This is a genomic window from Collinsella sp. CLA-SR-H006 (assembly GCF_040097075.1).
GTDB lineage: Bacteria > Actinomycetota > Coriobacteriia > Coriobacteriales > Coriobacteriaceae > Collinsella.
Window position 1 is genome coordinate 58049 of the sequence record NZ_JBBNPD010000009.1, and the last position, 23329, is coordinate 81377.

17 protein-coding genes and 4 tRNA genes are annotated in these 23329 nt (G+C 61.3%); 13 read left to right on the plus strand and 8 right to left on the minus strand.

The genetic code is table 11. The features are described from left to right. Positions 1-179: 179 nt before the first annotated feature. Complete coding sequence (trpS, locus tag AAA069_RS06395; protein WP_349127869.1) at positions 180-1229, minus strand: tryptophan--tRNA ligase; 1050 nt, start codon at positions 1227-1229, stop codon at positions 180-182. A 159-nt stretch (positions 1230-1388) separates the two neighbouring features. Continuing rightward, positions 1389-2588 (minus strand): MraY family glycosyltransferase, encoded by a 1200-nt coding sequence (locus tag AAA069_RS06400; RefSeq protein WP_055310678.1) that lies wholly within the window; start codon positions 2586-2588, stop codon positions 1389-1391. Positions 2589-3112: 524 nt separating this feature from the next. Between AAA069_RS06400 and AAA069_RS06405 the strand changes: the two genes are divergently transcribed. From AAA069_RS06405 to proB, 5 genes are all read left to right on the plus strand, one after another. Beyond that, positions 3113-4051: a radical SAM protein gene (locus AAA069_RS06405; protein ID WP_006235472.1), complete on the plus strand. Its 939-nt coding sequence runs from the start codon at positions 3113-3115 to the stop codon at positions 4049-4051. A gap of 151 nt (positions 4052-4202) precedes the next feature. Further along, positions 4203-4275, plus strand: a tRNA-Ala gene (locus AAA069_RS06410). 64 nt (positions 4276-4339) lie between these two features. After that, positions 4340-4798, plus strand: coding sequence for a hypothetical protein (locus AAA069_RS06415; protein ID WP_006235473.1), 459 nt, complete (start codon positions 4340-4342; stop codon positions 4796-4798). An 84-nt stretch (positions 4799-4882) separates the two neighbouring features. Beyond that, the gene (locus tag AAA069_RS06420; RefSeq protein ID WP_226790524.1) at positions 4883-6388 is read left to right on the plus strand and encodes a nicotinate phosphoribosyltransferase; all 1506 of its coding nucleotides are present in this window, start codon (positions 4883-4885) and stop codon (positions 6386-6388) included. 103 nt (positions 6389-6491) lie between these two features. Then, a complete protein-coding gene (gene proB / locus AAA069_RS06425) occupies positions 6492-7619 on the plus strand; it encodes a glutamate 5-kinase (protein WP_035137237.1) in 1128 nt (375 codons plus the stop codon). Between the two features lie 99 nt (positions 7620-7718). Here proB and AAA069_RS06430 read toward each other — a convergent pair whose 3' ends face one another. After that, on the minus strand, positions 7719-9137 hold the full coding sequence (locus AAA069_RS06430; RefSeq protein WP_349127870.1) for an alpha/beta fold hydrolase: 1419 nt from the start codon (positions 9135-9137) through the stop codon (positions 7719-7721). A 112-nt stretch (positions 9138-9249) separates the two neighbouring features. Between AAA069_RS06430 and AAA069_RS06435 the strand changes: the two genes are divergently transcribed. Beyond that, entirely contained in the window at positions 9250-10536 is a 1287-nt protein-coding gene (locus AAA069_RS06435; RefSeq protein WP_349127871.1) for a glutamate-5-semialdehyde dehydrogenase, read from the plus strand. Between the two features lie 70 nt (positions 10537-10606). Here the strand turns inward: AAA069_RS06435 and AAA069_RS06440 are convergent, their stop codons facing one another. Together AAA069_RS06440 and AAA069_RS06445 are read right to left on the minus strand one after the other, a co-directional pair. Beyond that, positions 10607-11206, minus strand: coding sequence for an HD domain-containing protein (locus AAA069_RS06440; protein WP_161145052.1), 600 nt, complete (start codon positions 11204-11206; stop codon positions 10607-10609). Positions 11207-11314: 108 nt separating this feature from the next. Continuing rightward, positions 11315-11800: a CarD family transcriptional regulator gene (locus AAA069_RS06445; RefSeq protein ID WP_006235480.1), complete on the minus strand. Its 486-nt coding sequence runs from the start codon at positions 11798-11800 to the stop codon at positions 11315-11317. A 342-nt stretch (positions 11801-12142) separates the two neighbouring features. Between AAA069_RS06445 and argS the strand changes: the two genes are divergently transcribed. The 4 genes from argS (at position 12143) to AAA069_RS06465 (ending at position 19270) form a co-directional block, all read left to right on the plus strand. After that, positions 12143-13996 (plus strand): arginine--tRNA ligase, encoded by a 1854-nt coding sequence (gene argS / locus AAA069_RS06450; RefSeq protein WP_196032812.1) that lies wholly within the window; start codon positions 12143-12145, stop codon positions 13994-13996. A 799-nt stretch (positions 13997-14795) separates the two neighbouring features. Next, on the plus strand, positions 14796-17099 hold the full coding sequence (gene rho, locus AAA069_RS06455) for a transcription termination factor Rho (RefSeq protein WP_349127891.1): 2304 nt from the start codon (positions 14796-14798) through the stop codon (positions 17097-17099). A gap of 313 nt (positions 17100-17412) precedes the next feature. Then, positions 17413-18813, plus strand: coding sequence for a hypothetical protein (locus tag AAA069_RS06460; protein ID WP_349127872.1), 1401 nt, complete (start codon positions 17413-17415; stop codon positions 18811-18813). Positions 18814-18820: 7 nt separating this feature from the next. Beyond that, positions 18821-19270 carry a VanZ family protein gene (locus tag AAA069_RS06465; RefSeq protein WP_349127873.1) on the plus strand — a complete coding sequence of 150 codons (450 nt, stop codon included), beginning with the start codon at positions 18821-18823 and terminating at the stop codon, positions 19268-19270. Positions 19271-19383: 113 nt separating this feature from the next. On the opposite strand, the gene AAA069_RS06470 is transcribed toward AAA069_RS06465, so the two are convergent. Further along, positions 19384-20277, minus strand: a complete 894-nt coding sequence (locus AAA069_RS06470) for an ROK family protein (RefSeq protein ID WP_349127874.1) — start codon at positions 20275-20277, stop codon at positions 19384-19386. Between the two features lie 141 nt (positions 20278-20418). Then, entirely contained in the window at positions 20419-21600 is a 1182-nt protein-coding gene (locus AAA069_RS06475) for an aminotransferase class I/II-fold pyridoxal phosphate-dependent enzyme (RefSeq protein ID WP_349127875.1), read from the minus strand. Positions 21601-21766: 166 nt separating this feature from the next. Here AAA069_RS06475 and AAA069_RS06480 point away from each other — a divergent pair. The 3 genes from AAA069_RS06480 (at position 21767) to AAA069_RS06490 (ending at position 22060) form a co-directional block, all read left to right on the plus strand. Next, a tRNA-His gene (locus AAA069_RS06480) sits at positions 21767-21843 on the plus strand. Positions 21844-21865: 22 nt separating this feature from the next. After that, positions 21866-21941, plus strand: a tRNA-Lys gene (locus AAA069_RS06485). 43 nt (positions 21942-21984) lie between these two features. Then, a tRNA-Lys gene (locus AAA069_RS06490) sits at positions 21985-22060 on the plus strand. 259 nt (positions 22061-22319) lie between these two features. On the opposite strand, the gene dinD is transcribed toward AAA069_RS06490, so the two are convergent. Continuing rightward, on the minus strand, positions 22320-23180 hold the full coding sequence (gene dinD, locus AAA069_RS06495; protein ID WP_349127876.1) for a DNA damage-inducible protein D: 861 nt from the start codon (positions 23178-23180) through the stop codon (positions 22320-22322). Positions 23181-23329 lie beyond the last annotated feature (149 nt).

The window sequence follows — 23329 nt, forward strand, 5'->3', positions numbered from 1 at the left end:
CTCTGTGCGATTCAACGGTGTACTTCGGGAACGGGCCCGCCGGCAACTGACTGCCGGCGGGCCCGTTCCTGTTTATCGGGGGAGTGCAATGGACGGAGCCGAAGCAGTCCGGCTCCGAAAAAGGCGGACGTCGTAGCGCCCGCCCTAAAGCAATCGAAAGCTCAAGCCAGCAAATCGGTCTAGTACACCATGCCCATGGCGTCCTGAACCTCTGCCAGGGTCTGATCGGCGATCTCGTTGGCGCGACGGTTGCCCTCGTGCAGGACGTCCTTCACATAGTCCAGATCGTTCTCGTAGCGCTGGCGACGCTCGCGGATCGGTGCGAAGTACTCGTTGACGGCCTCGGTCACGTACTTCTTGAGCTGGCCGGAGCCGCCCATGCCAATCTCCTCGGCAATCTCGACCTCGGAGCGACCGGTGCAGATGGCGGCTGTCGAAAGCAGGCCAGACACGCCGGGGCGGTTCTCGGGATCGAATGTGATCATGCGCTCGGAGTCGGTCTGGCTCTTCTTGATGCGTTTGGCCGTCTCCTCGGCGGTCATCGAAATATTGATGGCGTTGCCATAGCTCTTGCTCATCTTGCGACCGTCCAGGCCCGGCAGCAGCGGGGTCTCGGACAGCAGCGCATCGACCTCGGGGAACACCTTGCCGTAGCGGTTGTTAAAGCGGCGGGCGATGGTGCGGGTAAGCTCGATGTGCGGTAGCTGGTCGCGACCGACGGGCACCACGTTGCCCTTGCAGAACAGGATGTCGCAGGCCTGGTGCACCGGGTAGGTGAGCAGAAGGCCGGTGAGCTCGTGGCCCGAGGCCTCCATTTCGGCCTTGACCGTGGGGTTGCGCGCCAGCTCGGCCTCGGACACCAGCGACAGGAACGGCAGCATGAGCTGGTTGGCGGCGGGCACGGCGGAGTGCGCGTAGATCATGGTCTTGTTGGGGTCGATACCGCAGGCAAGGTAGTCCATGACCATGTTGTACACGTTGTCCTGGATGTGCTCGGTCGTGTCGCGGTCGGTGATGACCTGGTAGTCGGCGATGAGCACGTTGGTCTTGGCGCCCATGTTCTGCAGCTCAACGCGGCCCTTGAGGGTGCCAAAGTAGTGGCCCAGGTGCAGACGGCCGGTGGGGCGATCACCGGTGAGCATGGTGAACTTCTCGGGCGTATTGGCCAAGCCCTCGCGAATGGCGTTGCTCTTTTGCAGCGCGACTTCGTAGCTGTTCTCGTTTGGCATGATTGCTCCTAACGTTTCTTCATGGGTCAAGATGATAACGCGTTTATTGGAGGGGCGGGGCGTAAGTAGGCGAGGGGCGGGAGAGGGGTGGCTTGTGCGATGGGCGCGGCGCGGCCGCGCTTGGCCAACGGTGCCTTGGCACATTCTCGGCGGCTTACCCTAGAGCTTGTGGTGGCGCTCTTCTTTACGTTCCTCGGCTGCTTGCTCCTCCTGCTTAAAAGCGGGGTCGTCGGGGGTGACCAGCTCGTCCTCGTGCGTGCGCTTGTTGTAATGGTGGCGCAGCACGGGCTCAAACAGATGTAGATGCTTGGCAAAGGCCGCCGAGCCAATGGCGAGCACGGTAAAGATGAGCACACGCATGGGCACCTCGACCTGGTTAATCGCGGCGGCGCCGGCCGAAAGCATGATGCACCAGGCATAGATGAGCAGCACAGCCTGTTTTTGGTTGTAGCCTTCTTGGATCAGGCGATGGTGGATGTGGCCCTTGTCGGCCTGCCCGATGCTAATGTGGGCGCGCTTGCGGCGCACGATGGCGCTAAACGTGTCGATGATAGGCACGCCGGCAACGATGAGCGGGATGATAAGCGAGGTGAGTGCGGCGGTGCGGCTCACGTTGAGCAGCGAGATGGAGCCCAGCGCAAAGCCCAGAAGCAGCGACCCCGAGTCGCCCAAGAAGATGCTTGCGGGGTTGAAGTTGTAGCGCAAAAAGGCCAGACAGGCGCCAAAGAGCGCAATGGAGAGCGCGGCGGCGTCGATGCGGCCCGAGAGAACGGCCATCGAAAACATGGTGAACGACGCGATGCCGCAGATGCCCGTGGCCAAGCCGTCGAGGCCGTCGATGAGGTTAATGATGTTGGTGAATGCCACCAGATAGATCACGGTGATGGGGTAGGCGAGCCATCCGAGCATGATCTCGCCGGGAGCAAACGGGTTGACGATGACGCCGATTTTTAGGCCGCCCATGCAGGCGATAAGCGCGGCGAGGACTTGTCCGGCCAGCTTTTGCTTGGGCGTGAGCTGGAAGACGTCGTCGATAGCGCCGGTCGCAAAGATGACGGTAAAGGAGAGCGCCAGCATGGGATAGCTAATGTGAAGGCGCGGGTGCGGCACCAGGACGGGTGGCCAGCCTAGGTACCAGGTGCCTAGGATTTGCACAATGCAGGCAACGACCAGGCCCAAAAACACCGCCGTTCCGCCCAAACGCGGGATGGGCTTGGTGTTGATGCGGCGCTTAGAAGGATAGTCGACGGCATCGAGCTTAATTGCCAAGCGCTTGACCAGGGGCACCGCGAGGAAGGTCGTGATAAAAGCCGCCGCTGCCACGCATAGGTACGGTATGTAGCTCGGGGATGAAGCCATGAATCTAAAAACCGCCAAGCGTCGAAGGAAAAGGTCAGAAGAACGCCATGCGCAAAGGGCATAGCCGAACCATGATACTCGACCAAGGGGGGTGCATGTAATTGCACGCAGCGATAATCACGCGCTTACCAGATATTGGGATGTTGTCGATGGCTTGTCGGGATGCCGGCGGGGATCCATATGGACTGTATGGTGATTTTCGGCAAAAGAAAACCACCCCCCACGTTACGAAAATGAACCCACCTAAAACAGGTGGGTGCCCTCATCGACTGTTCCAGCGTCCTTAACAACGAAGGATACCTGTACTAGGTACGACTGTGTGGGCTCCCTAAATAAACGCGACGGTTCACCCAGTTGCTCCGCGGGGGGCGGAATAACTACATCATAAAGCCGCACTTTGTGGATTCCAGTCTTGACATTACAAAAATCGTGTCGGACGATTACGGCGCCTTGGGCTCGAGCCGTCTGTGGGGTTGATCCCTTTACGTTTGAGCTGCTGAATCGTTGTTTTGGAGCATGGTTTTATGCCGACGTCGTTGACCGAACTTTTTTCGCCCGCCTGCCATTTGTGTCCGCGCCGTTGCGGCGCGGCGCGCGATGAGGGCGCGCACGGCGTCTGCGGTGCTAACGACACGCTCAAGGTGGCCCGCGCCGCGCTTCATATGTGGGAGGAGCCGCCTATCTCGGGCGAGGCCGGTTCGGGCACGATCTTCTTTAGCGGCTGCTCGCTCAAATGTATCTACTGCCAGAACCACGAGATCTCGACCGGCAATTTTGGCCTTGAGATTTCGCCTGAGCGCCTGGTCGAGATTATGCTGGAACTGCAGGACCAGGGTGCCAACAACATCAATTTGGTGACGGCGACGCACTATGCGCACCTGTTGCCTGCCGCGATTGCCGCGGCACGGGCGCGCGGACTGGTTATCCCAATCGTCTACAACACGAGTGGTTACGAGCGCGCGAGTGCCGTGGCGGCGCTGGGCGACCTGGTCGATGTGTGGCTCACCGACTTTAAATATGCCGATGCCGGGCTTGCGCAGTCGCTCTCCCATATAAAGGATTACCCGCGTGTGGCCGTGTCGGGTCTGGCCCAGATGGCGCGCGAGATCGAGCGCCGCGGGGGAGAGTTGGTGGACGAGGACGGGCTTATGAAGCGTGGCATGATCGTGCGTCACCTGGTGCTTCCGGGGCATGCAGACGATTCGTGTCGCGTGCTGGACCTGGTGTGGCAGACGGTGGGCGACGTGCCGATCTCGGTTATGAACCAGTACACGCCCAATGCGCTCATGCGCGAGCAGGGCGGCGACCTGGCACGCGCCGTGACGCGTGAGGAGTACGAGCAGGTGCTCGACCATGCCGACGACCTGGGGTTTACGACGATGTTCTGGCAAGAGGGCGGCGCGGTAGACGAGAGCTTCACCCCGGCCTTCGACACCACCGGTGTTCTTACCAGCGCAAAGTAGAGCGCACGCTGATGATTTTTCTGGGACGGGGATTAAAAAATCATCGAGAGGATCGCCTGTTCGAAAAGTTGTCAAAATAGCCGCGTCCCAAAAAGACTGGTTATTGGGCGTTGACAGTTGGCGAGCCGTAGGTAAAATATCGACTTGTCCTGGGGACGTAGCTCAGTTGGGAGAGCGCTGCCGTCGCATGGCAGAGGCCGAGGGTTCGACTCCCTTCGTCTCCACCCATGGATTTGATAAGCCGCTGACATTGTGTCGGCGGCTTTTTTTAAAAGAAAGGGCTATATCATGGCCGAGCTTGAGTCCCAACCATTGTCCGACGAGGAGCGCGCCGAGTTGGAAGAGCTCCGCGCTGAGAAGGCCCGCCGCGAGGCTCGGGAAGAGGCCCGTCGCGAGCGTGAGGAGCTGGCTGCCCTGCGTGCCGAGCGTGCGAAGGCCGAGGAGGCCGCCGCGAACGCCGCATCCGCATCGGCGCCCGCGCCCGCACCCAAGCCCGCTGCTGCGAAGCCTGCACCTGCCGCGCCCAAACCTCAGCCTAAAAAGGCCGCCCGTCCCAAGTCCGTCGAGCCCAAGCCGAGCCGTGACGAGATGACCTTTGCCCAGCGCATGGTTACCTCCAAGGAGCCTATGGGCGAGAACGAGATCCCTGGCATGGCGCCGGCTCAAAAAATCATCATTGTCCTTGCCCTCATCGCGTTTGTCATCTTTATGGGCTACACGATCCTGACCAGCATGGGCCTGCTCTAACCGACTCGCATCGGGCGTCATGTCCGCATGCTCTGCTCTCGTCCAACCCTCAAATTCTGCACCACACATCCGAAAGGTCGCCCCATGGCTTTGACCGACATCTCGCATCCCACCGACATTGCAATGCTCACCGATCTGTACGAGCTCACTATGGCCCAGGGCCTGTGGGAGAGCGGCAAGGCCAATGAGCAGGGTTGTTTTACCGCGTTTTACCGCGACCATCCCTTTGGCAGCGCCTATGCCGTCATGTGTGGCACCGCCGAGCTGCCCGAGCTCGTCGAGAACCTGCGCTTTACGCCCGAGGATATCGACTACCTCGCCTCGCTTGAGGCCCCTGCCGGCGGCGCGATGTTCAAGTCCGCATTCCTCGACTACCTGCGCGATTTTCGTGCGCATGTAAATATCGACGCCGTCCCCGAGGGCGAGCTCGTCTTTCCGCGCGAGCCCATGGTGCGCGTCACCGGTCCTGCGCTCGAGTGCCAGCTGCTTGAGACGGCGCTGCTCAACATCGTCGGGTTCCAGACGCTTGTCGCCACCAAGACGGCGCGCGTGGTGCTCGCCGCCGACGGTCGCCCCGTGGCGGAGTTTGGCCTGCGCCGCGCCCAGGGTCCCGATGGCGGCCTGGCCGTTGCGCGCGCGAGCTACGTTGCCGGCTGCTCCTCTACGTCCAATGTGCTCGCCGGCCGCCGCTATGGTATTCCCGTCTTTGGCACGCATGCGCACAGCTGGGTGATGAGCTTCGATTCCGAGCTCGAGGCCTTCCGCGCCTTTGCCAAGTCGAGCCCCAAGAACTGTACGCTGCTCATCGACACCTATGACGTGCGCGAGGGCTGCGAGCATGCCATTACGGTTGCCAAGGAGATGGAGGCGGTGGGCGAGCGTCTGTCGGCTATTCGCATCGACTCCGGCGACCTCGCCAAGCTCTCCAAGTATGTTCGCGGCCGTTTTGATGCCGAGGGCCTGCCCTATGTGGGGATCTCGGTTTCCAACGATCTTGACGAGTACACGATTCAGTCGCTGCTGGACCAGGGCGCGCCCATCGATAGCTTTGGCGTGGGTACCAAGCTCGCGACCTGCTATGACCAGCCGGCGCTGGGTGGCGTGTACAAGCTTTCCGCCCGCCGTGCGAGCGAGACAGATCCATGGACGCCGGTGGTCAAGCTCTCCGAGCAGCCCTATAAGCGCACGATCCCGGGTGTGCAACGCGTGCGCCGTTATTACGACGGCTTTGGCGGCCCAGTCTGCGATATGATCTACGACGAGGACCATCTGGCGGGGGAGGGCGCCGCGCGCGGCAATACCCTCGTGGCCGTGAATGATGCCGCCCTGGTGACCGACGTGTCCGAACTTGAGTATCGCGAGCTGCTGGTGCCGATCGTGCGCGATGGCAGTGCGGTGGCTCCGCGTGAGAGCATCCAGGACGCGCGCGAGCGCTGTGCTTGGGCGCTCGATCATCTGGACGCAGCTTTCAAGCGCTTCCTGTACCCGCAGACCTATGTGGTGGGCATGGAGCAGGGCCTGGCTCAGGTGCGCGACGAGCTCGTGCGCAAGAACATGGCCGCGGCTTCGGCCTTCCCCTGGGCAAAATGATCCGAAGGGGACGGAGGAAAACGGATCATTTTCGTCCGTCCCGCACCGGGTGCCCCGGCTGCTCCAGCTCGCCCGCCTGCTCAACACTCGATTGGTTTGACGTATGACGACTTCTTATAAAACGATGGTGGTAAAGATCGGCTCGTCCACGGTGGTGGGCGCCGACGGCAAGGTCAACCGCGCCTTTATCGGCGGGCTTGCCGATCAGGCCGCAGCGCTGCGCAAGCTCGGCTGGCGTCTGGTCGTGGTGAGCTCGGGCGCTATCGCCTGTGGCTATCCCGTGCTGGGCTTCGACCGTAAGCCGGTCGGCGACCTGCCGAGCCTGCAGGCCTGCGCTTCGGCCGGCCAGTGCATCATCTCGTCGGCCTACGACGAGGAGTTTCATGCGCGCGACCTGCTCACCTCGCTCGTGCTGCTCACGCGTCACGACACGGCGCGCCGTACGTCCTACCTGCACGCGCGCGACGCCCTGCTGCGCCTGGTGGAGCTTGGCGTGGTGCCGGTCGTCAACGAGAACGATACCGTTACTGTCGATGAGATCAAGTTTGGCGACAACGACACACTGGCGGCGCTTGTGAGCTGCCTGGTTTCTGCCGATCTGTGCGTGACGCTCTCGGACATCGATGGTCTCTATACTGCCAATCCGCATGAGGACCCCACGGCCGAGTTTGTTCCTGTCGTGCATAAGATCGATGCCAAGATTATTGCCTCGGCGGGCGATTCTTCCACATCGGTGGGAACGGGCGGCATGATTACCAAGATCCGCGCGAGCCGCATCCTGATGACGGCGGGCATTCAGAGCGTGATTTGCTCAGGCGAGGAGCCCGATGCGCTCGTGCGCCTCGCCCGCGGCGAGAGCGTGGGCACGCTGTTCGATCCGCCGGCGGAGCGTCTGGACATCGCACCCCGCAAGCTGTGGATCGCACTGGGCGACAAGGCGCATGGCTCGGTGACGGTCGATGATGGTGCTGCGAAGGCGCTGGTTAGCCGTGGCTCTTCCTTGCTTGCGGTGGGTATTCGCGAGGTCGATGGCCAGTTTGCCGAGGGCGATGTGCTCGATGTGTGCGATCCGAGCGGTATGGTCGTCGCCCGCGGTATCGCCGAGGCCGATTCGGACGTGCTGGAGCTTGCTGCCGGCCGCCGCCAGGACCAGATCGCCAGCAACCGCCTGCTCGCTAACCTGGCCGAGAAGCCTGCGATCCATCGAGACAACTTGATTGTATTTGCATAAAGAAAGACAGCGCTGCGGATCGTTTCCCGCAGCGCTGTCTTTCTCGTGCCGGCACTTGGGGACGTTCCTTTTGTGCCGGCACTTTGGGACACTCCTTAGCTAGAAGATCCGGCGCAGGTCTCCGCGGTTGAGCGCTTCGTCGAAGAGGTGCTTGAACACCGCGCTGCCGTGCAGGCCGTCGTGCTCGAACTCGTTGGTCACCCAGGCATGCGAGTTGCCCACGCGGCTGAGCGTATCGAGCTGCATGCCCGAATCGACGTACATATCGTCGAAATACACCGCGGCCTGGAGTGGCACCTCGTTGCAGGCTAGGCGCTGCGGGTCGTAGATCTTGTCCCAGCTGGTGTCTTCCATCAGCAGGTCCATGGCGGGCTTAAACGGCATAAGCTCGGGCATCTGCTCAAACATCCACGGGAACATGGCCTCGCCGGTAAACATGAGCGGGCGCGCGAGTGTGTCGAACTCGGCACGATGGGCCTTCTCCTCTGCTGCGGCCCAGCGAATGGGCATGGTGTCGCCGTCGGCGTAGATAAACTCCTGCAGCGTCCAGTACAGCGGGTTTGTACGCGTGTTGGTGCGCTCGAAGGCGCGCATCAAAAAGCTGTCGGATACCGAGGAGCCGCAGCTAAGCGTACCGTCGCCAGTAACAAACGCGTGATCGATAATCCAATGCATGCGCTCAAAGCTCGGCTTCATGCCAAAGTCGCTGCCCATGAGCTGTAGGCGCTCGACCGTCATCGGCGAGCCGTCGGGCAGCACGGGCTTCTGGGCTTCGAGCGTATCGGCCAGGGCCGCCACGCGTTCGACGTCGGCGGGGTAGCGGTCGTAATACTGCTGAGTTTTAGCTGCCATGCGCGGGAAGGTGTGCGCGTAGACCTCGCTGGCGCTCGCTGGCACGTGTGGAATGCCGCCGCAGGTAAAGCTTGCCGCCACGCCTTCGGGGAAGAGCGACAGATAGCTCAACGTCAAAAAGCCGCCGTAGCTCTGGCCGAGCGTGACCCAGGGCTTGCCGCCAAAGCCCACCAGACGCAGGTACTCAAAATCGCGCACGATGGAGCTGGCGAGGTGGCGCTTGAGGAAGTCGGCCTGCGAGCGTGCTGTATCGGCGCCGGCGGCCGTTGCGCGATCACCCAGTGCCTTGATCGTGCGTCCGTCCACGCAGCTACTGCGTCCGGTGCCGCGCTGGTCGGGAAGGACCACACGGAAGTGCTTGACGGCCTCCTCGATCCAGCCGTCGCTTGTAGGCGACAGCGGACGCGGGCTCTCGCCGCCGGGGCCGCCCTGCAAAAACAGGAGCAGCGGCAGATCGTCGTTGATGCGGTCGGGCGCGCAAACCACGCGGTAGAAGAGCTTGATGCTCTCGGGCGCGCCGGCGATTGGTGCCGGCATAGCGCCGCGGCGCATGGTGCTGCCGACGGCCAGGAGCATCGGCTCCAGGCCGCGCCAGTCAAGGGGGACGTCGATGCTGTGGTCCTCGACGTAAAGGCCGGGGACGTGGTACGAAGTGATGAGGGCCATGTGAGTCTTCCGTTCGTTGCGGTGTTTCGGGTTGACCAATTCTACCGCCGCGGGCGAGGTCATGCGCAAATCGGCTACCATGGTTGCAAACTTCTAGGAGAAAGGGCCGCCCATGTCGGTCGATATAGCCACGTATGTCCACGATCTTGCCGTTGCCGCCAAGGCAGCGTCGGCCTCGCTTGCCACGGCGAGCGATGAGCAGCGCCAGGAGGCCGTGCGCGCCATGGCCGCAGCACTGCGCAACGGTGTCGACTCCATCGTCGCCGCCAACGAGCTCGATATGTCCGCCGCGCGCGATGCGGGTACCTCGGCCGGACTGCTCGATCGCCTGCTGCTGACGCCCGAGCGCGTCGAGGGCATGGCCGCCGGCCTGGAAAAGCTCGCCGAGCTGCCCGATCCCGTGGGCTGCGTGCTCGACCACCGCGTGCTTGCAAGCGGCGTGGACCTGACCCGTGTGAGTGTGCCGTTGGGCCTGGTCGCTATGGTCTACGAGGCGCGCCCCAACGTGACGGCCGACGCCGCAGGCATCTGCATCCGTACCGGCAACGCCTGCATTCTGCGCGGCGGCTCGCTGGCCTATCACTCGTGTGCCATGATCGCCGAGCTGCTGGCCGATGCGCTCGAGGCCAAGGGCTTCCCGCGCGAGGCCGTGTCGATGATCGAGTCCACCGACCGCGAGGCCACCGGCGAGCTCATGAAGCTCCGCGGTATTGTCGACGTACTCATTCCGCGCGGCGGTGCAGGCCTGATCCAGCGCTGCGTGCGCGAGTCGCTTGTGCCGGTGATCGAGACGGGCACGGGCAACTGCCACATCTACGTGCATGAATCCGCCGACTTTGATAAGGCGCTCAACATTATCGTTAATGCCAAGACCCAGCGCGTAGGCGTGTGCAATGCTGCCGAGTCGCTGCTGGTCGACCATGCTGTGGTCAATGCGTTTTTGCCTGCGGTCGTTGCCGTGCTGCACGACCACGGCGTGCTCATTCACGGCGACGAGGCCACGTGCGCCGCGTGCGCCGACGCCGGCTTTGTGGAGGGCGATGACTACGTCGCCGCGACTGAGGAGGACTGGGGTCGCGAGTACCTGGCGCTCGAGATGAGCGTGAAGGTCGTGGCAAACGAGGACGAGGCCATCGCACACATCAACCGCTACGGCACGATGCACTCCGAGGCCATCGTTGCCGAGGACACGGATGCTTGCGAGCGCTTCCTGGATGCGGTCGATGCCTCGGCCGTGTACGCCAACGCCAGCACGCGCTTCACCGACGGCGGCGAGTTTGGCCTGGGCGCCGAGATCGGCATCTCGACCCAAAAGCTCCACGCCCGTGGCCCCTTTGCCGCCGAGGCCCTCACCACCTACAAATACAAGCTCCGCGGCACCGGCCAGGTCCGTCCCTAACGCCCGCGCAAACAAAAACCACCACAAAGGTGCCTGTCCCCTTTGTGGTGGTTTTAGGTGGCGTTGACGGTTAGGCCTGGAAGGTATCTCGGTCGGGGGCGAAGGACTGCATGGCCGCGATGGTGCGGTCAAAGAGCTCGGGGAGCTCCCAGCCCAACATCTCGGCGCCCTGCGAAATCACGTCGCGCGAGCAGCCGGCGGCAAAGCGTTTGTCCTTGAACTTCTTCTTGAGCGACTTAGTCGTAAAGTCCATAACGCTCTTGCTCGGGCGCATGATGACGGCAGCGCCGATCAGGCCGGTGAGCTCATCGCAGGCAAACAGGATCTTTTCCATCTGCAGCTCGGGCTTGGGTAGTGAGGTGTTGAAGTCCGACGTGTGCGTCTGGATGGCGCGAATGAGCTCGGGAGACGCACCTTCGCCCTCAAGAATCTCGGCAGCATAGATGGTGTGGTTAATGGGGTCGTCCTCATGCTCCTCCCAATCCAGGTCGTGCAGCAGACCGACGATGCCCCAAAACTCCTCGTTCTCGGGGTCGAACTCGCGCGCAAAGTAGCGCATAGTGCCCTCGACCGTCTCGCCATGGGTGATATGGAACGGGTCCTTGTTGTGCTCATTGAGCAGTTCGAACGCGCGGTCGCGGGTGATTCCGGCGGTAAGCGGCTCTGCCATAAGAGACTCCTTGTGCTCGTGGGTATCGATAAGAATGAATACTACTAGAACAAGAAAACCACCACAAAGGTGCCTGTTCCCTTTGTGGTGGTTTTTGGCGCGGATGGGTTAGTTGAGGGCGGCTTGGGCTAGGCGGGCTTCGGCGGCCTCCTCGGTGACGCCAAGGGCCACGGCGAACTCCTCGATGGAGCGGCGTTTGGCCTCCTTGAGTACGCGCATGTAGTAGGAGCTGGGTTTTTTATCAGCTTCCTCGGCCTGGCGAATGCGGTGCATCATGGTCTTTGCCACGCGGACCGTCTCGGGCGCGCCCAGCTTGAGCTGCTGCTTAAAGTGTGTCTCCTCAAGTGAGCTGTTGCGCTCGGTAAAGGTGTCGCACTCCAGCTCGTCATAGTGGCTCAGCAGGTGCTCGGCATCTTGCTGAGAGATGGCGGCGTGCAGACGGTCGGCCTGCGCCACGGGGTACATGAGGATCGTCTGCGCATGTCCCTGCTTGGTCTCGAGCAGCAGCATGGGCTGCGGTGTGTCGTCCCTAAAACCGACGACGGTGCAGACTCCCTGGCCCGGATGAATGACGTGTTGACCGATTGAGAACATGCTACCTCCAACTTATACGAATTTACGTATGTCTAGAATAACACGCTGACGTGCGCAAACCCGTACTTTATGCAGGAAAAGCACACAACTCTGATAGGTAAGAGTATTCGATAACAGACGCAGCTCATTCACACCTTTATGCATTTTCAACGCCTGCATAATCTGCAGGCAGACCGGCATCTTTGAGTGACTCCATACAAGCTGTAGTCATTTTTGTGCATATGCAATATCTATTAGCTTTACCCTGCGACAGTGCCCGTCGCTTGTGATAGAGTGCTACAAACTCTGGCTTTTGCCCTACGAGTGACCAAGAGCTCGGGGGCTTTAACACAAGGAGGATCTATGCCCGAGAAGATTGAAGAGCTGGTACGCGCTGCGCTTGCTGCGGCCCAGGAGGCCGGCGACCTTTCCGCATTTGAACTTGACGATTGCGCTATCGAGCGACCGGCTGACACTTCTCATGGCGAGTGGACCTCTACCATGGCCCTGAAGTCCGCCAAGCTGGCCCACTGCGCCCCGCGCAAGATCGCCGAGGCCATCGTTGCCCATATGCCCGAGGACCCCGCGATCGAGAAGGTCGAGATCGCAGGCCCCGGCTTCATCAACTTCTACCTCTCCGTTGCCGTCAAGAATGCCATCTTTGGCGAGGCTCGCGAGAAGGGTATGGACTTCGCTAAGTCCAACGTCGGTGGTGGCCTGAAGACCCAGGTCGAGTTCGTTTCCGCCAACCCCGTCGGCCCCATGCACATCGGCCACGGCCGCTGGGCCGCGCTGGGCGACTCGCTCTGCCGCGTTATGGATCACGCCGGTTACGACATCCAGCGTGAGTTCTACATCAACGACCACGGCTCTCAGATGAACACCTTCGGCAACTCCATCAGCACGCGCTATATGCAGCTTGCCGACATCATCGCCAAGCAGGGCGTGGATATCGACGAGGCTCACAAGCTGCTGATCGCCGACCGCGACGCCTTTGTTGCCGACGAGAACGACGAGCATCCCGAGACCCATCCGTATCAGGACAACTTTGCCGAGACCCTGGGCAAGGACTCCTACGGCGGCGACTACATCATCGACGAGGCCGCCGAGTTCTGGCGCACCGACGGCGATAAGTGGGTCAACGCCGATCCGCAGGAGCGCATGGAGAGCTTCCGCGAGCGCGGCTATGTAAAGATGGTCGACAACATGCGCGACCTTTGCCATGCCGTTAACTGCGACTTCGATCGTTGGTTCTCCGAGCGCTCGCTGTATGTGAAGGACACCGAGGGCGAGACCGCCGGCACCTCCGCCGTCGACCGCGCTTTTGAGAAGCTCGACAAGATGGGCTATCTCTACACCAAGGACGGCGCCCTGTGGTTCCGCTCCACCGACCTGGGCGATGACAAGGACCGCGTTCTGATCAAGTCCGACGGCGAGTACACCTACTTCGCCTCCGACGTTGCCTATCACTGGGATAAGTTCCAGCGCGTCGACCACGTCATCGACATCTGGGGCGCCGACCACCACGGCTACATCGAGCGCGTCCGCTGCGTCTGCGACGCTCTTGGCTATCCCGGCAAGTTCGAGGTTCTGCTGGGCCAGCTCGTCAACCTGCTGCGTAACGGCAAGCCCGTCCGAATGTCCAAGCGCAAGGGCACCATGGTGACCCTGCAGGAGCTCGTCGACGAGGTCGGCTCCGATGCCGCTCGCTACACGCTCATCTCCAAGAGCTCCAACCAGATGGTCGACTTCGATATTGAGGCCGTTAAGAAGCGCGACAACTCCAACCCGGTCTATTACGTGCAGTATGCTCACGCCCGCGTGTGCTCCATCCTGCGCCGTGCCGCCGACGTTACGCCCGAGCAGGCTGACGAGATGGGCATGAAGGCCGTCGCCGAGAAGGCCATCGGCGAGAACGTCGATTACTCGCTGCTGACCGACCCGACCGAGCTTGCCCTTTCGCGTAAGCTCAACGAGCTCACCGACCTCATCGCCAGCTGCGCTCGCGACCGCGCCCCGTTCCGTCTGACGCACTTTGCCGAGGAGCTTGCCGGCGACTTCCACAGCTTCTACGCTGCCTGCCAGGTGCTGCCGAGCGAGGGCCGTCCCGTCGACCCCGAGCTTTCGCGTGCCCGTCTGGCCGCTTGCGATGCCGTCCGCGTGACGCTCGCCCTGGTGCTCACCCTTGTTGGTGTCTCCGCTCCCGAGCAGATGTAAGCTGCGGGTCATTTAACCGTGTAGGTTCGGCTTTGCTGAGCCCTATAAGCCCGATCTCCATGCGGAGGTCGGGTTTTTTGCAAACGCCGACGTATTGACGAATTTGGAACTGCTGGAAATACGAAACTATGCCGGTTCACTACGATGAATATGAGAAATTCCAACCACGCCAGCTTTTCGCAAAAAAGTGCAGGGCATCTACCTGCGGTTTTAGTTCAACAAGTTTCGGAGTGGTCGCGGTTGAGCGATTCATCGTAGTAAACCGCCATAGTTTTGGCGGAGGCAGTCAGATTTGTGGGTGTTAAACCAAAGAGTGCCCCTTTTGACTAGTCGTTTAAGAGCGTTCCCAATGACTAAGTTGCAGGTGGCGGCGGTTGTGTTACACTAACGCTGCGTATATGACGCAATCATCTCGATACAGATCAATGATGTCCGTCGTTTTGAACGGAACTAGACTGTTTAGCCGCCCTGAAGGTTTATGCAGGGAGCATGTGATCACAGGGCTTGAAAAGAAAGTTGAGCAAACACTGTGTCTGATCAACAGCAAGAAAACGAAATAACGACGACGCAAGCCGCTCCCGCTGCACCGGTTGCGTCGGACCAGGTCGCGGCGCCCGCGCATGCCTCGGCTCCTGAGACGCCTAAGGCTGCTTCGACGCCTACGCCTGCAACGGCTGAGAAGGCCGTGCCTGCAACTGGTGAGGAGGCTGCTCCGGCAAAGCCCAAGCGTACGCGCCGCACGGCCAAGCCTGCTGCTGACGGCGAGGAGGTCACCAAGCCCAAGCGCCGTACCACGCGCATGACGCGCGTCAAGCGCACCGTTGCAGCTGACTCCTCGGCGCCGATTTCCGATGAGGTCGCGCAGGCACGTGCGTTGGCGCAGATTAGCGAGGCTCAGGTGGTGCGCGCCCGCCGTCGTGCTGCCGAGCGCGAGGCCGCGGCTCTGACCGAGCTTGCAGCTCCGTCTGTGCCCGAGACGCCTGCCGCCACCGAGACCCCTGCCGCCGACCAGCCGACCGAGAAGCCGGCACCGCGCACACGCCGTCGCACGGCTGCTAAGGCCGAGCAGGTTGCCGATCAGGTAACCCTCGAGCTCACCGAGGCTTCGGTTCGTTCCGCGGCAGGGGAGGGCGCATCGCCTGCTGAGTCCGCTGCGCCTGTCGAGGCCAGCGAAGTTCCCGTTGTCGATCCGGCTTTGCGCCCGCACCGTCGCGGTCGCAAGCCCAAGGCCTTCGTCGAGGCAGAGAAGGCCGCAGCCGCAGCTGCAGCCGCTCGGGATGCTGCGGCGACCGCCGAGTCTGCAACCGCTGCCGATGCACCCGTCCAGGATGCTACGACTTCCGAGGCCGCTCCCGCCGATGTCGAGCCCGCCGACGTCCGTCCTGGTCGCAGCCATCGTACTGCTGCTAAGCGCACGTCCAAGGCCAAGACTGCCAAGAAGGGTGCGTCCGAGGATTCCGCCGAGACGACCGCCGATGCATCGACTGATGCCGCCGAGCCCCAAGACGTCGAACAGTCTGCGTCCGAGAAGCCCAAGCGCGGTCGTAAGAAGTCCGCTAAGGCCAAGGCGTCCGAGCAGCAGGCCGAGGCCGAGCTGCAGGGCGATTCCAAGGCCGAGGCCAGCGATGATACTGCGGCTAACGCCGATGCCGCCGCAACCGATGGCGCCGCGCCCGCCGAGGCCGAAGACGGCGCTCGCTCCAACCGTCGCCAGCACAAGCGCAACGACGAGCGCAACGAGCGCAAGGACGAGCGCAACAACGACCGCCGCAACCGCCAGCGCGATCGCAAGCAGCGCAACAAGGAGCGTAATGCCGCTCCCACCGAGCCCACGCTTTCGCGCGAGGAGCTCGCGGCCATGAAGGTCGCCGAGCTGCGCGAGAAGGCCAAGGAGTTCGAGATTGAGACGACCGGCAAGAAGAAAGCCGAGCTCGTCGAGGAGATCTACGTCACCGCCGCGAAGGCCGAGGGCTTCCGCGACATCAAGGGCATCCTGCAGATTCGTCCGGACAGCTCCGGTATCATCCATGCCCATGGCTACATGAAGTCCAACGACGACGCCTTCGTGCCCGCCTACCTCATCCGCTCCGCGCGTCTGCGCACGGGCGACGTCATCGAGGGCTCGCTTCGTCCTTCGCGCGGCGGCGACAAGCGCGCCGGCCTCGCCAAAATCACGACCGTCAACGGTCTAGACCCCGAGCAGATTCGCAACCGCCCCAAGTTCGGTGACCTCACCCCGGTCTATCCCAACGAGCCGCTGCGCATGGAGCATGGCAAGGACTCCATTACCGGTCGCGCCATCGACATCGTGTCGCCGATCGGCAAGGGTCAGCGTGGCTTGATCGTGTCCCCGCCCAAGGCCGGCAAGACCACAATCCTCAAGAAGATCTGCCAGTCTATCTCGATTAACAACCCCGAGGTGCACCTCATCTGCCTGCTCGTCGACGAGCGCCCCGAAGAGGTTACCGATATGCAGCGTTCCATCAAGGGCGAGGTTGTGGCGTCGACCTTCGATATGCCCGCCGACAACCACACTCGTGTGGCAGAGCTCGTCATCGAGCGCGCCAAGCGCATCGTGGAGCTGGGCGGCGATGTCGTGGTGGTGCTCGACTCCATCACGCGTCTTGCCCGCGCCTACAACTTGGCGGCGCCCGCCTCAGGCCGCATCCTTTCGGGCGGCGTCGATTCGGCGGCACTGTATCCGCCCAAGCGCTTCCTGGGCGCAGCCCGCAATATCGAGAACGGTGGCTCGCTCACCATCCTGGCCTCTGCCCTCATCGACACCGGCTCCAAGATGGACGAGGTCATCTTTGAGGAGTTCAAGGGCACCGGCAACATGGAGCTCAAGCTCGACCGCGACCTGGCCGACCGCCGCATCTTCCCGGCTATCGACCCCGTTGCCTCCGGTACGCGTAACGAGGACCTGTTGGTTGACGAGCAGATGCGTCCGTTTGTCTTTGGCCTGCGTCGCATTCTTGCCGGCATGAACAACACCGAGCGCGCAGCTGCGTCGTTTATCAAGGGTCTTAAGGGCACCAACACCAACCAGGAGTTCCTGGTGCGTTCGGCCAAAAAGCACAGCGACTACGAGCAGACGTTCTAGGTTGTCATCCACACGCAGCGATAGTCATCAATGCAATAAAGGGTCGGGGCTTTGAGCCTCGGCCCTTTTCTATATCGCCGCTCCGCGCTTATTTTTGACCATAAGACTGGCAAGCAGCAGGTTTCCCGTTTCAATCCGACATCGTCGCTTGCAATCGACAGGGCGGTTTCGCATAATAGCTTTTAAGCTTCGCGACGGATAACGCAGATGAAACGAACCATATACCGTTGCTTTGGGGCATAGCCCCGCTTCATCTTCTCTCGCGCAGCCAACTGAATGATGCGATTTGGGTGCTGGAAGATGGGGAGAGCTCATGGCTTCTTCTGATGCAACACAACGAGCAGTCCTTGCCGGACTTTCGTGCGGGATCGGCCTTGCCGCTCCCGTGGTTATGTATGCCGCGACGCTGCCGTTTTCGTCTGTGAACGAGACGGTCGTGGCGGGTGCGGTTCCCTTCGCCGTGGGCGCGGTGGCGGGCGTGGGCATCTATGCCGCCTCGCTGGGCATCTCCGAGTATCGTGCGCAGCGTGAAGAGCGTCTGTTCCAGCCCGATGCCATGGGCGGTGCCGCCAATCTCAATCAGCATCAAAGCGAGTTCAAGACCGCCTCGATTTCAGCTCAGCAGCAGGATGCGACTCCTTACGCTGCGGCTTCTGATTCTCAGGCTCAGGCGGAGCAGTCTACCTCGGCATTCCTTTCCGGCCTGACTGGTGCGTTCCAGCGCCGTCATGCCGATGATGGTGTCCCTACCATCGCTCGAGCCGCAGATGCTATGGACGAGGACGAGGCTTGGTCCATGATCGACAGTATGCTTGACGACGATTCGCCGGTGAGCTGCGACCCTGCACACTCGCGCGACGTCTATCAAGTCGCCATCGACGAGCTCACCAACGGCGGGCAGACCGGCTCCTTCAATCGCGACGACATCGCCGCCGCGGCACGCGCCGTGTCTGGCTCCCAGGCCGCCCCTGCGGGCAGCACGGCGGCTTTCGTGGCACTCGTCGCCAACGCGGCAGCCAATAACGCCTACAGCGCTACCTCGGCGGACGCGAACGCTTCTGCCGACAATTCGTACGTTGATGAAGCCATGGCCGCGGACGAGGAGGCCGTTGCCGCCCGCCGTGCCGCCGAAAGCTCGCTGTGGGGTGCTCCTGCCCAGCAGCAGGCGGCTGAGGCTGCGCCGTACAATGTAAACCTCGCCAGCATGCCTATCATCTCCGGTGCCGCGGATATCGATTTCGATGACCTCGATGAGCCTGCAGCCATCACTGCATCGATTGATGCCCAAGATCGCATCGACACCGGCGACCTTCCGGATGCCTCACTCGAGGTTGATGTCCCCATGGCTGATTACTCGGGCCACGAGGACATGTGGGCCGCCGCCACCGCGATTCTGGATGAGATTGACGAGCCTGCTCCTGTTGCAGCCCCCGCTCCCGTCGCTGCCCCTCAGCCTGCTGCCCCCGCCTATGTCGGCCGTCACAGCGCTGTGTTCCCCGAGGATACTGCCCGTATCTCGCGCGAGAGCATCGAGCGGGCCGAGGCTATTGCCGCCGGCATTATGGAAAACCGTCGTCACGAGCGCGTCAATCAGATCCTCGAGGAAGAGATCGAGCGCCTGCAGTCCTCTACCGCCAAGCGTACGGGCCGTGCCTACCTGAGCGTTATCGAGGGCGGTACCGCCAGCTTCGCGCCGCTCTGCGCGGAGGCATAACTTCTGCATGGTTAAGATCAATCGAAAATGGGCGGTCGTGACCTGCCTGATGGCGCTCTTGATCTGGGGCAATTCGCTGGTTCCCGGCTCGGGGTCGGGCTCGCTGAGCCTAACGGTCATGGAAGCTATCCGCGGTTTCCTGCACGGCGTGGGACTTCCATATGAATGGGTGACCAACTTTGTTGTTCGCAAGTGCGCGCATTTTACCGAGTATATGGTGCTCGGCATCTTGGCAACGCACGCCTTTGATTTTGAGGGCCGGCGCACCTTTGACGTGCTGCTGCCCACGGCGGTGTTCCTGCTGCTGATTCCTTCGATCGACGAGACGATTCAGCTCTTTGTGCCGGGACGCGCCGGCATGATCACCGATGTGATGATCGACTGCTGTGGAGCGGTAACGGGCGTTGTGCTCCGATATCTACTACGATCGCTCATATGTGCCAAAAAGGCCGCCTAGGACACATTGCTTGGTCCTAGGCGGCCTTTCTTTGTTTGGGGGCTTATGCGGGGCTTGGCGGCGTTATCCCGTAGGATGGGATTGCTGGACGTTGCGGCGCCCCTTTGGCGCGCCTACTGCTGAAGCGTGGCGGCACCCAGGGCCAGGCAGCCCATGATGCCCTGCTTGCCCTCGAGGCTATTGTTGACAATGTAGGTGTCGATATCGTTGACCTCGGGCGTGACGATGTAGCCGTTGAGCATCTCGGCGCACTTTTTGCGGGCGAGCGGCACGATGGGGGTGTGGTCGGCCACGCCGCCGCCGATGATGATCTTCTGCGGGGCATAGCACAGCGTGTAGGTCATGAGCGCCTGTGCCAGATAGCCTGCGAGCAGGTCCATGGCCTCCGGGTCATCGGCCATGTCTCCGGCGCTCTTGCCGTCCCAGCGCTTTTTAACGCCGGGACCGGCGATGAGGCCCTCGAGGCAGTTGACGTGGAAGGGGCAGGCGCTATGCTCGCCAATGGTGTCGCGCGGGTCGCGCGTGACCAGGATGTGGCCGGCCTCGGGATGCATCATGCCATGCACGAGCTGGCCGCCCGAGAGCACGCCGGCGCCCACACCGGTACCGATCGTCAGGTACACCACGTCGGTGAGGCCCTGCGCGCAACCAAAGGTGACCTCGCCCAAGCAGGCGACGTTGACGTCGGTATCGTAGCCGCAGGGAATATTGAGCTCGTTTTGGATGGTGCCCAGTAGGTCAAAGTAACGCCATGCGGTCTTGGGCGTCTCCAAGATCTTGCCGTACTGGGGCGAGGCAGGGTTGACCGCAGTGGGGCCAAAGGCGCCGATGCCCAGGGCGGCGATGCCCTTGTCTGCAAACCATGCGTTGACGGCCTCGACGGTCTCCTGCGGGGTCGTGGTCGCGATCTGCTCGCGCTCTAGGACCGTACCGTCCGCATAGCCCGTGGCGCAGACCATCTTGGTGCCGCCGGCCTCGAGTGCTCCGATAAGCTGCTGCTCTGCCATAGTATTCCTCTCTCTGGGACGAGTTGCTCCGTGACTAAAGTATAGAGCTCTGAACCATTTAAGAAAGCGCTATAAAAAGGAGCCCTGCAACGCGGCGGGCGGTGCGGGGCTTCTTTGGTTACTTTAGCTGCCGGGCCGTCCTTACCCGCGCGGCTTGATTTTATCACGTAGCGACTTGAGGTTCTCCAGCGCCGCGTTAAGCGTCTCGTCTCGCTTGGCAAAGTGGAAGCGGATCAGATGGTTGACGGGCTCGCGGAAGAAGCTCGAACCGGGAACGGCGCCCACGCCCACCTTAGACGCGAGATCCTCGCAGAAGTCGAGGTCGCTGTCATAGCCAAACTCAGAGATGTCCATCATGACGTAGTAGGCGCCCTGCGGCACGTTATGCTCAAGACCGATGTTGTCGAGTCCCTGACAGAACAGGTCGCGCTTGGCGGTGTAGAGGTCGAGGACCTCATCGTAATAGCTGTCGTCGAAGTTAAGGGCGGTAACGACGGCTTCCTGCAGGGGGGCGGCGGCACCCACGGTGAGGAAGTCGTGGACCTTCTTGATGCGCTCGGTAATCTCGGCCGGGGCGATGGTGTAGCCCAGGCGCCAACCGGTGATGGAGTAGGTCTTGGACAGCGAGCTGCAGCTGATGGTGCGCTCGAACATGCCGGGCAGCGTTGCCATATAGACATGTTCGTGGGGCGCATAGACGATGTGCTCGTAGACCTCGTCGGTGATGCAGTAGGCATCGTACTTTTTGCAGAGGTCGGCGATAAAAGTGAGCTCCTCGCGCGTAAAGACTTTGCCGCAGGGGTTGGACGGGTTGCACAGGACGATGGCCTTGGGCTCGTCGTCGCGGAAGGCCGCCTCGAGGACCTCGCGATCGAAGTCGAACGTGGGCGGGTTGAGCGGCACGTAGATGGGCTCGGCACCCGAAAGAATCGTGTCGGCGCCGTAGTTCTCGTAGAACGGCGAGAAGATGACGACCTTGTCTCCGGGGTTCGTAACCGTCATCATGGCGGCCATCATGGCCTCGGTGGAGCCGCAGGTGACTACGATGTTCTCGTTGGGGTTGATCGGCATGCCCATAAAGTGCTCCTGCTTGGCCGCGAGCGCCTCGCGCATGGCCTGGGAGCCCCAAGTGATGGAGTACTGGTGATAGAGCGGCTTGGGGTCGGTCGCGATGGTGCTGAGGCTCTCGAGCAGCTGTGCCGGAGGATCGAAGTCAGGGAAGCCCTGCGAGAGGTTGACGGCACCGTACTTATTAGAGATGCGCGTCATGCGGCGGATGACCGAATCGGTAAATGTCGCCGTACGGTTGGAGAGTTCTTTCATGCTTGTCCTTTCGAGCATTTGCAGTGGGGCAAGTTTACTCCTATGAAACCGGTGGGAATTGCTCGAAACGCGCTCGAAAAACTCTTTTCAAAATTCTTGAAAATTGGGGCTTGCATCGTGTGGCGTTCCTTGCAATAATAGTCGAGCGCGAAGCGCACAGGACACGGTGGGTGTAGCTCAGTTGGCTAGAGCGACGGGTTGTGGTCCCGTAGGTCGAGGGTTCGAGTCCCTTTACCCACCCCAGTTCTTGCTTCGTGTTGATATCGGGTCGTTAGCTCAGTTGGTAGAGCAGGGGACTCTTAATCCCAAGGTCCAGGGTTCGAACCCCTGACGGCCCACCACACGATATCTCCTCTAAAGTCCGCCACAGCGGACTTTAGCTTTGGGTCGTTAGCTCAGTTGGTAGAGCAGGGGACTCTTAATCCCAAGGTCCAGGGTTCGACCCCCTGACGGCCCACCAAAGCATGTTAAAGCGACTGGCTTCGGCTGGTCGCTTTTTTGTTGGCCTCACATGGGGTCGAACCCGAAAGGGCGCGGAGCTGAGGAAATGCGTAAGCATTTACCAGCGCAGCGCGCAAGGCGCGAAGCGCCGCAGCGGCCGCCTGCGCAGCAGGCTGACCCCCTGACGGCCCACCAAAGCATCTTAAAGCGACTGGCTTCGGCTGGTCGCTTTTTTTGTTGACCTCGCTTGGGGCCGAACCCGAAAGGGCACAGACGCTTTACAAGTCGAGCCTGTCCTGGGGGTCGGTGAATCCGTCTGTGCCCTCTTTGAGCTTTTTCTCGTCTGCTTTCACGCGACGTTCGAGCTTCTTTGTATCCTCGGCAGGCGGTAGATTCTCGGGGACAATTCCACGGTCGATGAGGCTACCACGCACGCTTGTGTTGTTCTCGATGTGCTCTTGCTTGATCTGGTCCAGACCATACAGATCGTGTTCCTCGGCGTTGAAGGCCGTCATCGAGTTCGTAAGGTCCTTTGCTTTGATGAGAACATCGGCTAACCTGTCCGCCAATGCCGCGCTCTTGGGCACACCAAGCTGCCGCTTCATGTCCGCCGTGCTTCTGCCGCCGAATAACGCCTCATCGCCCTTCGACTTGATGATCGCAAATCCTTTGGAGTCCACACCGCGTTTGAACGCAATACCCGAGAGCTGTTTCTCTGAATCGGATAGCGAGTGGCGCGCCTGCAAGCGCTGAATCTCTGTGAAGCGCTGCTCTATGAGCTCTTGGCGGCGCGTCTGCACAGCAAAGTATGCCTGGGCGAGCGCGATTTCTGGCTTGTTTGAATCTCCGTTCTGGGCGATTAAATAGCATGCATAGCGCGTAAGTTTGTAGTCTTTAACCGCGCGAGCGGCGACACCGGCAGTTACCATTTTCGTGGTGTCACGAAAATGGGAATCAACTGGAGTTTTGTTTGTTTCGCACGAGACTTTTGCCCTCTTAACAACTTCGGCGAAGTTCTCCCATCGAGTGTACCCCATGGGTTCCATTAAATCGCGTGCAAGCCAATACTCAACGCCGTCTTCTACATGGGCGTAGCTGTCAAGTTCGACACGCCATTTTTCGATATCCCTGCTGTTCATATCTCTTCCTTTCTGTTCGTTCGTCTAGGACTATGCCGACTCCGTATTCAGAATGAGTATATTTGCCCGCGCGGACACGAATGGGCCCCGTGTCGCTTTGAGCTCACGGGGCCCATAGATATCGATTAGTTGTGTTCTGCTCTAGATGG